Annotated in this window: 11 protein-coding genes; 3 read left to right on the top strand and 8 right to left on the bottom strand. The window is 46.4% G+C overall.

From position 1 onward, the window contains the following. Nucleotide 1 precedes the first annotated feature (1 nt). The 3 genes from H0484_RS04640 (at nucleotide 2) to H0484_RS04630 (ending at nucleotide 4,630) form a co-directional block, all read left to right on the top strand. Nucleotides 2-1,330 carry an aminotransferase class I/II-fold pyridoxal phosphate-dependent enzyme gene (locus H0484_RS04640; protein WP_226953281.1) on the top strand — a complete coding sequence of 443 codons (1,329 nt, stop codon included), beginning with the start codon at nucleotides 2-4 and terminating at the stop codon, nucleotides 1,328-1,330. Nucleotides 1,331-1,424: 94 nt separating this feature from the next. Next, a complete protein-coding gene (locus H0484_RS04635) occupies nucleotides 1,425-3,425 on the top strand; it encodes a capsular polysaccharide biosynthesis protein (RefSeq protein ID WP_226953280.1) in 2,001 nt (666 codons plus the stop codon). Then, the gene (locus tag H0484_RS04630; RefSeq protein ID WP_226953279.1) at nucleotides 3,422-4,630 is read left to right on the top strand and encodes a capsule biosynthesis protein; all 1,209 of its coding nucleotides are present in this window, start codon (nucleotides 3,422-3,424) and stop codon (nucleotides 4,628-4,630) included. The genes H0484_RS04635 and H0484_RS04630 overlap by 4 nt, the downstream gene beginning before the upstream one ends. Nucleotides 4,631-4,962: 332 nt before the next feature. Here H0484_RS04630 and H0484_RS04625 read toward each other — a convergent pair whose 3' ends face one another. From H0484_RS04625 to H0484_RS04590, 8 genes are all read right to left on the bottom strand, one after another. Next, on the bottom strand, nucleotides 4,963-5,676 hold the full coding sequence (locus H0484_RS04625) for a glycosyltransferase family protein (RefSeq protein WP_226953278.1): 714 nt from the start codon (nucleotides 5,674-5,676) through the stop codon (nucleotides 4,963-4,965). Continuing rightward, a complete protein-coding gene (locus tag H0484_RS04620; RefSeq protein ID WP_226953277.1) occupies nucleotides 5,676-6,332 on the bottom strand; it encodes a glycosyltransferase family 2 protein in 657 nt (218 codons plus the stop codon). Before H0484_RS04620 ends, H0484_RS04625 begins: the two co-directional genes overlap by 1 nt. After that, the gene (locus H0484_RS04615) at nucleotides 6,314-7,390 is read right to left on the bottom strand and encodes an N-acetylneuraminate synthase family protein (protein ID WP_226953276.1); all 1,077 of its coding nucleotides are present in this window, start codon (nucleotides 7,388-7,390) and stop codon (nucleotides 6,314-6,316) included. Before H0484_RS04615 ends, H0484_RS04620 begins: the two co-directional genes overlap by 19 nt. Before the next feature lies 1 nt (nucleotide 7,391). After that, nucleotides 7,392-8,267: an SDR family oxidoreductase gene (locus tag H0484_RS04610; RefSeq protein WP_226953275.1), complete on the bottom strand. Its 876-nt coding sequence runs from the start codon at nucleotides 8,265-8,267 to the stop codon at nucleotides 7,392-7,394. Continuing rightward, nucleotides 8,267-9,277 (bottom strand): UDP-N-acetylglucosamine 4,6-dehydratase (inverting), encoded by a 1,011-nt coding sequence (gene pseB, locus H0484_RS04605; RefSeq protein ID WP_226953274.1) that lies wholly within the window; start codon nucleotides 9,275-9,277, stop codon nucleotides 8,267-8,269. Before pseB ends, H0484_RS04610 begins: the two co-directional genes overlap by 1 nt. Nucleotides 9,278-9,286: 9 nt before the next feature. Next, on the bottom strand, nucleotides 9,287-12,766 hold the full coding sequence (locus H0484_RS04600; RefSeq protein ID WP_226953273.1) for a capsular polysaccharide export protein, LipB/KpsS family: 3,480 nt from the start codon (nucleotides 12,764-12,766) through the stop codon (nucleotides 9,287-9,289). A 71-nt stretch (nucleotides 12,767-12,837) separates the two neighbouring features. After that, nucleotides 12,838-13,494, bottom strand: coding sequence for an ABC transporter ATP-binding protein (locus H0484_RS04595; RefSeq protein ID WP_226953272.1), 657 nt, complete (start codon nucleotides 13,492-13,494; stop codon nucleotides 12,838-12,840). After that, the gene (locus H0484_RS04590; protein ID WP_226953271.1) at nucleotides 13,491-14,276 is read right to left on the bottom strand and encodes an ABC transporter permease; all 786 of its coding nucleotides are present in this window, start codon (nucleotides 14,274-14,276) and stop codon (nucleotides 13,491-13,493) included. Before H0484_RS04590 ends, H0484_RS04595 begins: the two co-directional genes overlap by 4 nt. Nucleotides 14,277-14,290 lie beyond the last annotated feature (14 nt).

Genomic DNA, 14,290 nt, shown 5'->3' with positions numbered 1-14,290 from the left:
TGTGCATAGAACCAAAGGTAAGTTACCCGGCCTGACCGCCGGTTTAAAAGACAAACTGATACAACGGGCCCTGGAGCGCAAGCTGCAGCAGCCCGCGCCTGCCCCGGTAGCGCGTAATGCTTCCAGCGAAACGCCAGAAGAGCACTACCGCTTTCATTTGCACCCCGGCTACCAGCAGCTGCGCATTATTAACGACGGCGCCGCCAAGCTAGGGGTAAGCAGTCCGTTCTTCAAGCTGCACGAAGGCACGGCCGGCAGCACCACGCAAATTGGCGGCAAGCCCTACATTAACTATGCCAGCTATAACTACCTGGATATGTCGGGCGACCCCCAGGTAAACCAGGCTGCCAAAGACGCCATAGACCGCTACGGCACATCGGTTTCGGCCAGCCGTTTAGTTTCGGGCGAGCGCCCCATACACCGAGAGTTAGAGCGTGCCCTGGCCGAACTTTACGAAGTAGACGACGCCATTGCCCTGGTAAGCGGGCACGCCACCAACGTAACCACCATAGGCCACCTGTTTGGCCCGCGCGATTTGGTGCTGCATGACGAGCTCATCCACAATAGCGTGCTGCAAGGCATACAGCTTTCCGGGGCGCGGCGCCTGCCCTTCCCCCATAACGACTGGCAAGCGCTAGACGGTATTCTGGAAGAGCAACGCCATCAGTTCGAACGCGTGCTGATCGTGCTGGAAGGCATTTACAGCATGGACGGCGACTACCCCGATTTGCCCCATTTTGTAGAGGTCAAACGCCGCCACCGCGCCTTTTTGATGGTAGACGAAGCCCATTCCTTTGGCGTAATGGGTGCCAAAGGCTACGGCATACGAGAGCATTTTGGCCTTGCCGGCGGCGATGTCGACATCTGGATGGGCACCTTAAGCAAAACCTTGGCTGGTTGCGGCGGCTATATTGCCGGCGAAACCGCCCTGATAGAACACCTGAAGTTTCTAGCTCCTGGTTTTTTATACAGTGTAGGCATGCCCCCCAGCGTGGCGGCGGCTTCGCTAGCGGCCTTGCAGCGCATGCAGCAAATGCCCCAACGCGTGGCCGACCTGCAAGCGCGTGGCCGCTACTTCCTGGAACAAGCCAAGGCTGCCAGACTAGACACCGGTAGCAGCACGGGTTTGGCCGTGGTGCCGGTAATAACGGGTAGTTCGCTTAAGGCCACCCGGCTGTCTAGCGCTTTGTTCGAACACGGCATTAATGTGCAGCCCATTTTGTACCCCGCCGTACCCGAAAAGTCGGCGCGTTTGCGGTTTTTTATTTCCTGTCGCCACACCGAGGAACAGATTCAGGAAACGATACGCACAGTATCGGCGCTGTTGTAAACGGTAAAGGTAGCACGATTTGATAGGCACATTTTCCGACAAGCTCTCTAGAATTCCAGGGCTCAGCGCTCTTCTAGGTGAGGAGGTTGTTCGCTTGCACTTACCCCAACAAGCTAAGCGCAAGAATGTGCGGGCAATTGTTGGATGGGGTCGACGCCGCCTATGGCTTATAGAGCCCAAAAAAGCTGCCGCCAAGTTACAGCTACCTTTTGTGGCGCTAGAGGACGGCTTCCTACGTTCTTATGGTACTGGTGCTACCCACCCCCCACTTTCATTAATTGTTGATACCGAAGGCATTTATTACGATGCCACGCAGCCCTCAGCTTTAGAAATTTTGCTGGCCTCAGAAGCCGACGTGTTTACCGGGCCGGGCGCCGACCACGCTCAAGCCTCTGCACTGATACTGCAAGAGCGCCTAAGCAAATACAATATGGCGCCCGATCTGGCCCAGCTGCCCGGCGCCGATGCCGAGCGGCGCCGCATACTGCTGGTAGACCAAACACGGGGCGACGCCGCCATACGCTACGGCCTGGCCGGCGAAGACACCTTTGCCGAAATGCTGCAGGCCGCCCGCATCGAAAACCCCAATGCCATCCTGTATATCAAAACCCACCCCGAGGTTAGCCGGGGCGATAAGCAAGGCTATTATTCAAACTTAAAGGGCGACGAAAACACCATTATTTTGCGTGATGCCGTTAACCCCTTAAGCTTGCTGCCCCATATGCACAGGGTGTACACAGTAACCTCGCAGCTGGGGTTTGAAGCCTTGCTGGCAGGCGTACCCGTAAGCTGCTTTGGCCTGCCTTGGTATGCCGGCTGGGGCGCCACAGACGACCGCATCACCAGCACTCGCCGTAACAGAAGGCGCAGCGTAGCCGAGTTATTTGCCGCCGCCTACCTGCACTACACGCGCTACTTAAACCCAGAAACCTTTGAACCCGGTACTATTTTCGACGTGATTCAATGGCTGGTACGCCAACGCAAAATGGCCGGCCTGATGGGTGGGCGTAGCATAGGTGTAGGATACCGGCGCTGGAAAGCTGAGATTACAGGTCCGTTTATGGCAATGAGCCAAAAACAGGTGCACTTCAGCAAAAATGCCCATAAAGCCGCCCAACTGCAGCCTTGCACCCAAGACCGATTGATCAGCTGGGGAGGCGATCCTAAGCCGGATCTGGTGGAATTAGCCGCACAAAGCGGCGCCACACTGCTACGCATGGAAGACGGTTTCATACGTTCAATAGGTCTAGGGTCAGACTTCGTACCCCCCCTTTCTTTGGTGTTGGATAGCAGCGGCATTTACTTCGACCCGCGCCAGCCTAGCGACTTGGAAAACCTGCTGAATACGCAGCCCTTTCAACCCCAAGACTACAAACGCGCCGCACGCGTTCGAGGGTTGATCGTAGAGCACGACATCACCAAATACAATACAGAGCCCAATGCACGGCCCGACTGGCTGCAAGCGGATCAACACGTGGTGCTGGTGCCTGGCCAGGTAGAAGACGATGCTTCTATACGCCATGGCTGCGAAGACATACGCAGCAACCTGGCCTTGCTGCGCGAAGCCCGGCAGGCCTGCCCCGACGCCTTTATTGTTTACAAGCCCCACCCCGACGTGATGGTGCGCAACCGCGCCGGCAAAGTACACCGCCAAGCCGCCCTGCAATACGCCAACGCCATAGAAACACAGCTTTCCATCGTAAGCTGTGTTAGCGCTTGCGACGAAGTACACACCATGACCTCGCTTTCGGGTTTTGACGCCTTGCTACGGGGAAAAACAGTGGTGGTGTACGGCCGGCCCTTTTACGCCGGCTGGGGGCTCACCCAAGACCGCCTAAGCTTTGCCCCTACACGCCGCGGGCGTACGCTGACACTAGACGAATTGGTGGCCGGCACCTTGCTGCACTACCCCTTGTATTGGGACTGGACCTTAAAAGGCTTTACCACCTGTGAAGCCGCCATCATGCAAATTGTGAAGCGGCGCCAAGCCCTATTGGCCCAAGGCGGCCTGAACGCCGTACGCATGAATTACGCCCAGCGCCAATGGCACACAATCAAGCTATGGGCGCGCGCCGGCTTCGTGGTGCGCGGATGAGCCAACAACGCTTTCTTTTTCTGCAGGGTGTGTGCTCACCCTTCTTTCGGCAGTTGGGCTTGGCCCTGCGCAATGTGGGCCAAGTGGTGCGCAAGGTTAACTTTAACGTGGGCGACAGCGTATATTGGCGCCTCGGCCAAGCAGCAACGTTTAGGGGCCCCATGGACACCCTGCCGGAGTTCTACGCCAAACAATATGAACAACATGGCATTAGCGACATTGTGCTATTTGGCGACTGCCGGCCGGTACACAGCCCTGGCATAGAACTCGCCAAACAGCTAGGCATACGCGTACATGTGTTTGAAGAGGGTTACTTCCGACCCTTTTGGATTACCCTAGAGAGGGACGGCGTTAACGGCAACTCCACCCTCCCCAAAGACCCAGATTGGTATCGGCAGCAAGCGCTACAGGTGACACACTTCGCCAGCGTTCAATCTTTTGAGTCCCCCTTCTGGAAACGGGCTGCTTACGACATAGGCTATAACTTTTGGTTCGGTGCAAATGCCCTTTTACATAGCCGGGTAAAAAGCCATGTGCCCTATCACCCTGTTAGAGAGTATATAAACTACGTGGGTAGGGGCGTTCGTACTTTATGGTACAGCACCGAGTCACAGCGCACTCAGGCACAAGTGATTGAAGAAGCGCGAAAACACCCTTTTTACTTATTGCCTTTGCAGCTAGCTAGCGATGCTCAAATTGTGCACCACTCTCCTTTTAGCAGCATGCTAGCAGCCATGCTGCATGTACTAGAATCTTTTGCACGCTCAGCTCCTAAACACAGTCGCTTAGTAGTTAAGATACATCCTTTAGACCCAGGCATGGTCAACTATCGCCGCCAACTGAGGATATCCGCACGACAATTAGACATAGAAGGCAGGGTTTTTTTTCTTGAAAGCGGCAATACTCCGGCCTTGCTAAATGTAACTAAAGGAGTCGTCACTGTTAACAGTACGGTCGGCGGCTCAGCCCTGGTACATAATTGCCCTACTATTACGTTAGGAGAGGCCATTTACTCTATCCCCGGCCTAACCTTCCAAGGGGAGCTTGAGCAATTCTGGCATACCGAGGCAAAACCCGATGTGAAACTATTCCGAAAGTTTCGCGACGTAGTAATATCACAGACACAGATCAACGGCGGTTTTTACACCGATGTCGCTATTCAGCATGCAATAATTAATTCGATAGATAAACTGCTAGAAAAGTAAAAACACCTGTACTAGGCAAGCAATTAAAAATTTCTAATCATAATGTTGCCTACAGACTTTCTAGGTTGTCATACATCGCCAGAAAATCCTCCTCAGCCAAATGGGTAGGGCTGATAAAAATTTGAATTTCACAGAATACCCCGATGAAACTTCGCTCATGTAATTTATGCGAGCATCACAGGATCAAAATATCGTCGGGGCATTACAGCCAAACCAATTCCGTATTCTCGACAAAAGAAATTTAGCGTATTGCGAACTTGGTTCTCGAAGAAAACCTTCAGCTTTTATCTAAGTCCAGTCAGTCACATTCAGAGAGGTGTTTTTACATACGCTTAGCCTCTGGAACGGCTGTTTCTATTTAAGTCATGCAGTTCTGGATTGGCCTCAAGTACTGCCACTATTTCTTTCCAGCCGGGTGCATGATCAAAATGCTTAGCTACAGCCTCAAAAAATTCCAAATCATCTGGAGTGTCTACAGTCCACCGCCATGAAACCATCTCACCACCCGGACCATGCAAATGAACTTTCTTTAAATGTACATTTTTTTTCATCCATGGGGTGACGTGCTCACGCTCGTAAGGATCCTTGGCTTCATCCGCCGCACGCTCTAGAACACTACGAGTGAAAACTTCACAGTCCAAGCCGTGGGGAAACGAAAATGGGTCATTATTGCTACCGTAATCAGCTTGATCTTCTTTGAAAATCCTAAGTAAATCTGAAGCAATGGCAGGGTCCGCTAGAGGGCAGTCTGTAGTTATCCGCATGACGATATCAGCATTGGTCTGTCTCGCTGCTATTAAAAAGCGCGCCAGAACATCATATTCAGGCCCATACGCTACGCTTGCCCCCAAACGCCTCGCCTCAGCTGCAACCCCTTCATGAACAGCACCTTCAGGTACTGCCACGCACACTTCATCAACACCATCAATCAGCTTACATAACCTAATCATCCAACCAAGAATAGATTGATCACGAACCACTTTCAACACTTTACCTGGCAGTCGAGTGGACGAGAAACGAGCTTGAAGAATAACGACGGTTTTCATTATTTACCAGCACTAGTAGTGTTAAAAATAATATTAAAAAAAACCTTGAATATCTTTATATTCCCTCTTATCCTATTGCCGAATCGAGGTGAGTCAACTCTAGGTTTCCCCCAAACGTCAATCTGCTGAAATGCCTCTCCCTTACGTAATGCATGAACGGCGGCTGCAGTGCCTATGCCCGCACCGCCAGGCAATTCAGAGTTTCTTAGTGCGACTATACTGTATCCTTTCATACCGCAAAGTATATCTTTAGCACCAAAAATAAAATTAAAATAATAACCCATCACTACCTCAGCAAGTCTTTGCTTTCGAGGACGTATACCTAAAACCAAATGACAGTGAGTTGTTTCTAACACATGAAAAAAGTCATTAAGCAAAGATGGCTCATGTTCTCCATCCGCATCTATAGTTACAACATTTTGATAGCCTTTTTCTAGTGCGTAGGTGAAACCTCTATTTAACGTATTCTCGTACCCTCCATTACTAGAAGGCACGAGAACTTCAGCTCCAGAAGCACGAGCAATCTCTACAGTTTTATCTGAAGAAAAATCATCAACTACAAGTACAGTTCCATAAACCTTAGCCTTACAAACTATCTCGCCAATAGTTTTCTCTTCATTGTAAGCAGGAATAATAATTAGCCTAGATCGGTCCACGCCAACACCATTCCTTTCTTTTTATCTTGCAGAATTTTACGGCCAATCACCTTTAAATCATCCATAGGTGTTATCGCCCCTTCTGGGCAGGGACGCAATGCTTCAAGGTCATTAGAGCAAAGTACTTCACCAGCTTGAATATCTCTTGTAAGCCTCAAAGCCCTTCTTTGAATTACCACTGTCTCGAGCTCATTCGATTCAATGCGTTTGATACCATCACCAAGTGCAGCTTCTAACTCGCGGACGGAGTCAACCATATCTCGCCAAGTCTTAGGATTAAGGGCGAAGCTATGATCCGGTCCTTCACGATCATTGTCATCTGTGAAATGCTTCTCAACAACCCTAGCTCCCAATGTTACTGCTCCTAAAACCGCAGAATGTCCCGGTGTGTGATCAGAAAATCCCAGTATCATCCCTGGCCAGCGCTCAGCAAAAGTTGGTAAAACTTGCAAATTCACATATTTAAAGTTCTCTACGCTGCCAGTATAATTTGTATTGCATTGCATCAAGCATATATTTGGATTAGCATTAACTATCATCTCCACGGCAGCTATTACATCTTCCATATCAGAAGCACCAGTAGCAAGCAAAACTGGTTTTCCGGTCTCGGCCATGCGAACAACAGCTTCACGAAAGGTTATGTCTCCTGATCCAACTTTAAATGCAGGAACGATAGTAGAGAACATATCTATAGCTTCAATATCGTAGGGAGTTGTCATAAAATCAATGCCAACTTCACGTGCTGTCTCCACTAACACAGAAGTCCACTCTCTGCGGGTATGATATTGATCATATACTTCCGTGACGGATTTCTTCCATTTCGCTTGATGAGAGAGTTGGTTTCCCATCGCCTCAAACCCCTCTGCGCTCACAATACCAGATGCCTTAAAATGCTGAAATTTTGCGCAATCGGCCCCCGCCTCTTTAGCCAAATGAATCAGCATTTTGGCTCTTTCTAAATCACCATCATGGTTTGCAGCAATATCCGCAATAAAATAAGTTGGATCAGAAAATGAAATTTTACGACCATTTATAAAAAAAACCGAATTATAATTCATATTAAATTCTCCCTGAATATTGCTTTAAAACATTAGCCACCACTTCCTCAAGGGAGGGGGGTGTCTTTCCAGTAGACAACATTACTTTACTTGCATCCAGCCCTAAGGAATCTGCTCGCCGAGAACTCATCTCTCTAACACTCCCAACTTGAGCCTGGCTAAGATGCCTACCTAACTGTTTAGCCAACTCAAAAACAAACTCGGCCTTTGAGTAAACTTGTGAAGACGCCACATTAAACAATCCTACTTCATCTTTACACAATAGCACATGAACAAACTTTACGAAGGAATTAACGTCAATTGCAGAAGTGAATGCGTCCTCAAATAGCCTAACAGCTCTATCGTTCAAAACAGCATCCAGAGCCCATTCAGCGAACGTCAGTTTCTCCCATCCACGTATACCAATAATAGCAGTACGAAGAACTAGGGCATTACCACTTGATAAAGCTATTTGTTCGCTCACATACTTCGATTTTGCATAATTATTAAGCAAAGTAACTGGACACTCTTCAGAGTGGGCCAACCGCCCCTCTCCCGTGAAAAACTGATCGGTAGATATGTGTACAAAACGGCGTTTGGTAGACTGAGCCCAACGTGACAGCTCCAATACAGGAGATACATTTATGGCCCAAGCTTGTTCAAAATTTTTTTCACATTGCTCAATATCAATTAGCGCTGCACAATTAAATACAAGATCAGGACCCAGATCATTAAGCAAGTTCGCTAGAGCTGCTCGATTGGAAATATCTACAGGTACGGTAGGACTGTTTCTGGAGGCCCCGACCACATGGTAGCCACACGAAGCAAAATATTGTTCCACCGCCTGACCAAGTAAGCCGGTATTTCCCAGTATCAAAACCACCGCACCTTTTTCCATTATATTTGTCCTAACAAAGCCTTCGTATTAAAGTCCTTAACTTCTTCCACAGAGAAGAAGTGAGGATTGCTCCCAGAGTTATACTCAAACCCCTGCTCCACTGCCACACCTTTTTCGTTCAATAAATTGGTGTCATAACTTGATACCCGTTCCTGGAAACTAATGGTCGGCGTGATCACGTAATGATCATCAAACTCTAATGTCAGATGGGAGTCATCAGCGGGGCACATAATTTCATGCAACTTCTCTCCCGGTCGGATACCTATAATATCCATTTCCGCTTCTGGGGCCATAGCCGAAACAAGGTCAGTAATACGGACTGAAGGTATTTTCGGAATGAAAATTTCGCCACCCTGCATCCGTTGGAAATTTTTTAAAACAAAGTCAACACCTTGCTGTAAGGAAATCCAGAAGCGAGTCATCCTTACATCAGTTACTGGCAGTGTCCGCTTACCCTGAGCCAATAAACTCTCAAAAAATGGAACTACGGACCCGCGCGACCCTACAACGTTGCCATAACGTACAACAGCAAAACGTGTGCCATCCCGGCCTGCAATATTATTTGCAGCCACGAAAAGTTTATCAGAAGCTAACTTAGTAGCGCCATACAAGTTAATTGGGTTGGCTGCTTTATCTGTGGATAGAGCAATGACATGCTCCACTCCTGCTTCCAACGCACAATTAATTACATTTTGAGCACCGTGAATATTAGTCTTGATGCACTCCATCGGATTATATTCTGCAGCCGGCACTTGCTTTAGCGCGGCAGCGTGAATAACAAAATCAACCCCTTTCATGGCAGTCTTCAAGCGCTCGCCGTCTCGAACATCACCAATAAAGTAGCGCATACTTTCATGATTATAGTTTTTTTGCATGTCGTATTGTTTTAACTCGTCACGCGAGTAAACGATTAACCTAGCGGGCTTGTATCGTTTTAAAATCGTTTCCACATAGCGCATACCAAATGAACCAGTACCACCAGTAATTAAAATGCTTTTATTGTTAAACATAATATCTTCCTAGTTAAAATTATTACGCCACTCCATTAGGGCGATCTTCAGTTGTTTTACAAGAGAGTCTTTGTTACCTAGCACTTCTCCTTCAATATGGCGTATGGAACTGTGCCACACATCTAAACCATCAATTGGTCTCTTCCTCCAATGCAACTCAGACGAGTTGGATAATAACCACGTTGGTTTACCCAAACTTCCGGCGAGCTCTGTTACCGTAGTCACAGGAGAAATTATTAAATCCATGCTGCACATACATGCGGCAACCGATTCGAAATCATTGTATTGATCAACCCCTGTCAGATCAATAAGACGGCCTGGAAAGCGTGCTTCTATCTTAGCCAACTCTTCTTGACAGTTATCATATTGTAAATTAACAAACTGTATGCCTTCCAATTCAAAAATAGGCATGAGCTGCTCAATTTCTAAATAATGCTCGTTTCGACTATGTGTAGTCAAACTGCTCCGCCAACTAATGCCGACGATAGGCTTGCTAATTTTACTAAAACGTGGCCGATAGTAATTTACCTTATCAGGATCGGCTAATAAGTAAGCCTTACCATTAAACGATGAGTAATCAGAAATGACGTCACCTAGAAGATCGGTATCAAGAGCCACAGCAGCGGCATCCTTTATTGCATGCCAACCAACATTATCAGTAAATACATGCAAATCCGACCCAGGTAAATCCGTATAATTTGATAATGGGGTTTTTCTAGAGAGAGAGCGAGTTCGTGCAGTCGGTAAAAAATTCAGTTCAGGTAAGGCACGCTTCAATAGCGTTAACAACCTGGGATCACAAGTGAAACATACACTCCGGTTCTCCAATAGACTGACTATTGACCTATACATACTAGCAAAACGTATCTCGTCACCAGGACCAGAAGATGATATAACTATCACATTATCAGCCCCGCTTTCATTAATTGCTGTGGCGCACTGAAGATAGCTACTTGGCAAGTATTTTCGAAGCCTTATGCTGGCCTTACCACGTCGAAAACTCCTATAAGACTCGCCAATTTGTCCTAAGCCCAATAAAATTTTACGTTGGTTGACCTCAGCAACTTCCAAGTCCATAGACTCCGCACGCTGAAGCAAGTCTGAAGCCCAGATATAATCACCTTTCATAATTGAAACACGTAGTGCCTCAGAGAAAAGCTGAGGGGAAGGTGACTCATCCAGATGACGAGAAAGTAACTTTTTAGCCTCTTCCAGCTTACCTTGAAAGCTCAAAGACTGTGACAGTAAAAACGTAAACCTTCTTTGATCTACATTTCTATCATAGGATTTACGTAGCAGTTTTTCTGCTTCTACATGTTGCTCACTCAAAATAAGGCCTCGGGCCCGTCTTAGACTTTGAGCTCCTCTGCTTGCTGTTGTATCTTCAGCCGCTATAAAAGCGCCTGACAAAGGTAGAGGCCCGTAATCTTCGTAAAGATCACCTTCCACAGCCATAGCGGCTCCTAGCCTCTCGCTATTAATCCGAGATAATACAGCAATAGCGTGTAAAGTATCCACTCTATTGCCTGCTAAATTACTCGCTATTGCAAGCTGAGCAAATGCGGTCCCTTTCCTCCATTCGAAGTCCGAACGAGTGAGCAACTTCAAAAGATATGCTGCTGAAAGGAAGTCAAACCTCAGACGCATAACCTCAGCGTAATGCCATAATATCTCTTTCGTAAAGATTCCCATTAAAGCACAATCTTTGAGTATTCTCTCAGCCTCTGTGATTTTTCTATCTTCTATGTATTGAACAGCAAGCGAGAAATAAACCTCGGGTTCTTCCACTTCAGAGTGGCTTCTCTCAGGTATTTTCTTAAAAGAAACCTCTTCAAGCAGTTCGTGTAAATGATCTTTATCATCTACATTATTGACGTACCAAGTCCATTGCTCCATGAGTAAAGGATGTGGCCTGATTTTCCATAAATCAGCGATAAGGGCACCAAAGTCATCGGAATGCATCAAAGGTCTTATGTTCTTCAGGAAAACATCTAGTGTTGCATCCTCTTTAATTAGACCTGCAAAAATATACGCCATCATTGTCCGGGCTGCTCTTCCCGCACCAAGCACCAAATGGTACCCTCCTACAGACTGTATGATTTTCCGGAAACTTGGTTCATTAATTTTCGTGCGATGACGTTCACTTAAGAGAACAGGCCAATTTCGCGACCCGAACAATTTAGCAACCTCAGAGTCTTCTAAGTCATTGTTCATTCGTTTCGCGAGCGATGCTTCCGAAGCACCTGTTACGGAAAAAATGGCACTTAGAAGACCAACTAATTTATCTGGTGTTGTCGAATTACCTCTATAACGAGGGTACAGCAAATAGACGCAGCAAAAAAGCTCTTCTAAAGTTAATTTTTTTTGCCGCCTGGGATGTTGCTGACGATCATCTGTGAGACCCCAGCCCGCATAAAACGGCGCTCCTACCACTGTCACTTTGACGCCATGTAAAAGTGCTTCAAAACCGCTTAAGGAGGTTATGGTGTATACATGATCCACTAAGTCAAATATTTCTCTTAAAGACACTTCTGCCTTATCTAGAATATAAACATTTGAAGGAAGAGTGTTCGGACGTATACGTCTAATGAATCGCGCTAACCCTTTAGCAACGTCCGGATGGGGACGGTAGATTATTTCAGCCCCTGGGTTCTCCGCGATAGCCAGTTTCAAAAGTAGGGCGTTAGTCCAGCCCTCAGCTTTCCCGTAACCTATCGAAGCATCAACTTCCACTTGCCCCAGAACTAATATGCGCTTTTTCAGCGGCGGCCCCAATAAACGTGTCGCAGCCTCATAAGTTCGGAGATTATATTTAGTAACCCCCAAATCTTTTACAATTTTTATGAGCCCTTGCGCCTTATCTAATAGCTTCCTTCCATCTTCAGCATCAAAATCAAAGTCGTTAATTATCTGTTCGATGTCTGAGACATGATGCGCATCAAAATACATACCTTTCTTTTCCAGCACCAATGACTCTGGTAAGGCATGCTCAACGCCCAGGTCACCTGAGCGAATAAAACCATCCTCCATCCGAAGAAATTTCAAGCCCATTAGCCGAGCAATAATTTTAGCCTTCAGTGGTTCATTATAAGACCACACCACAAAAACAACACCTTCACCTCTAACTTTCCAACAAGAATAGAGGTTAAGAAAAAAGGGGTATTTCTGACGCGGTATTGCCACTCGGTACTCAGGCAAAAAATTCGAAATTATTTCCCGTTTCCAAGCAGAAAAACTCCACAGAATGGCAATAGGTTTTTTACTGTCATGATCCAACCAATTATCGCCTAGCAGAATAAAATGCCTACGCCTTATCCACTGCAAGCGCTCCGGGAGATCCTCGTCCGTTCTTTCATTTGCATATTGCGGTTTCGAATATATTCGATCAGCAAAAACACGCCAAGAGAAATGCTTTCTAAAAAAAGGATACTTAACCAAGTCCTCTTTATTGGGACGGAAAAAAACCCTTACTATCTCTGTTATTCTCATTTCAAATCTCTTAGCGCTTCTTTCCGACTGAAGTTAAATAAAAACGATGCCACAAAAATCATGGTGAAAATTTATTCGGCTTGATAAGCTAAAATTCCTTCTTCCACATCATCATACTGAATGACTTCCCCCTTCTTCACTAGCAATACAACATCACAAAATTCTCGCACTTGCCCCATCCCATGCGTCACAAGAATAATATTGGCTTCATCTACCTTTTCCCTCAACGCACTCTTGGCTTTACGTCTAAAGTTTGTATCGCCAACCGAAAGCGCCTCATCCACCAGATAGTAATCAAAGTCAAAAGCAAGACTCAATCCAAATGCAACACGAGCCCGCATCCCGGAAGAGTAGGTGCGCATCGGACGATCAAAATATTTGCCTATTTCAGCAAATTCCTCTACAAAAGCAACCTTCTTCTTAATGCCTTCATTTTCCGTACCGTATACTCGGCACACAAATTTAGCATTTTGCCGTCCGGACAAAGCCCCTTGAAAACCACCAGACAATCCCACAGGCCAAGATATACTTTTTGAAGTTAAAACTTTTCCACTATCTGGTATATCAACCCCACCCAACAATCTCATTAGAGTTGACTTTCCAGATCCATTTTTACCTATTAGAGCCACATTTTTGTTTTCAGGAATTTTAAAAGATAAGTTTTTAAAAACATAATCTCTACCCACTTCACTTCTGTATGACTTAGTAAGATTGTCAACTAAAATCATAGTGCAACCAGCCTTAAATGCCTTGCCCTATACAAACCCATAGCCAGGAATAAACAGCAAACAGTTAATTTAACAGGGTATTCCATTCCCATACTTGGTACATCTGGGTAATGTATAAATATCGATCTTCTGAGATTATCTATTATGTATAAAAACGGGTTCCACTCTATCCACTTGAGGAGATAGTTGGGTATCAACCAAATAGGAAATAACACGCCAGAAATGAAATAAAGTGGCAAAAACATCATTCTCAAGAAACCTTTTAGCTCTGGGACAATCTCAACTATCACACAGAGTATTACACCAACACTAAAAGAAAATATAATACCCACTAACAAAACCCATACCCACTCCAAAGGATGAGCTATACCAATGTCATAATTTAGGAATACGGCCATGCCGAATAGTATTAATGCATACACACAACCAGCCAACGCAACCTCAACTAACAGTCGCGCTAACATTGTGTCCAGTGGTTTTATTTGTCGATAGGCGAACAAAGCCTGATTAGCTGATACCGCTTCCATCATCCTCAAGCAAATGTTTCTCATCATCAAGAATGGCGCTATACCGACAAAGAAAAATATTGGCGCATCGAAGCCAGGCACTGTCCTGCCTCTAATAACTGTCACAAAGGCTAATATGCCGGCTATATGGACGATGGGTTCGAGAATGAGCCACAAGGCGCCAAATCGTCGGGCGTACAAACGTGCTCTCACCTCCCGAATTACAAGAGCAAGTAACACCGCTTGAGTTACTTTAAGTGAGCTTCTTTTTTTCATTATAAGAGTCACTC

Origin of the sequence: Mesopusillimonas faecipullorum (assembly GCF_020539505.1) — a bacterium.
Classification (GTDB): Bacteria; Pseudomonadota; Gammaproteobacteria; order Burkholderiales; family Burkholderiaceae_B; genus Mesopusillimonas; species Mesopusillimonas faecipullorum.
This window is presented reverse-complemented; position numbering and strand designations above follow the sequence as displayed.

Excerpts from the sequence above, each read along its gene's own strand:
- H0484_RS04630 (WP_226953279.1), top strand. The coding sequence starts at position 3,422 with ATGAGCCAACAACGCTTTCTTTTTCTGCAGGGTGTGTGCTCACCCTTC.
- H0484_RS04600 (WP_226953273.1), bottom strand. The coding sequence starts at position 12,766 with ATGAGAATAACAGAGATAGTAAGGGTTTTTTTCCGTCCCAATAAAGAG.
- H0484_RS04595 (WP_226953272.1), bottom strand. The coding sequence starts at position 13,494 with ATGATTTTAGTTGACAATCTTACTAAGTCATACAGAAGTGAAGTGGGT.
- H0484_RS04615 (WP_226953276.1), bottom strand. The coding sequence starts at position 7,390 with ATGAATTATAATTCGGTTTTTTTTATAAATGGTCGTAAAATTTCATTT.
- H0484_RS04590 (WP_226953271.1), bottom strand. The coding sequence starts at position 14,276 with ATGAAAAAAAGAAGCTCACTTAAAGTAACTCAAGCGGTGTTACTTGCT.
- pseB (WP_226953274.1), bottom strand. The coding sequence starts at position 9,277 with ATGTTTAACAATAAAAGCATTTTAATTACTGGTGGTACTGGTTCATTT.
- H0484_RS04610 (WP_226953275.1), bottom strand. The coding sequence starts at position 8,267 with ATGGAAAAAGGTGCGGTGGTTTTGATACTGGGAAATACCGGCTTACTT.
- H0484_RS04625 (WP_226953278.1), bottom strand. The coding sequence starts at position 5,676 with ATGAAAACCGTCGTTATTCTTCAAGCTCGTTTCTCGTCCACTCGACTG.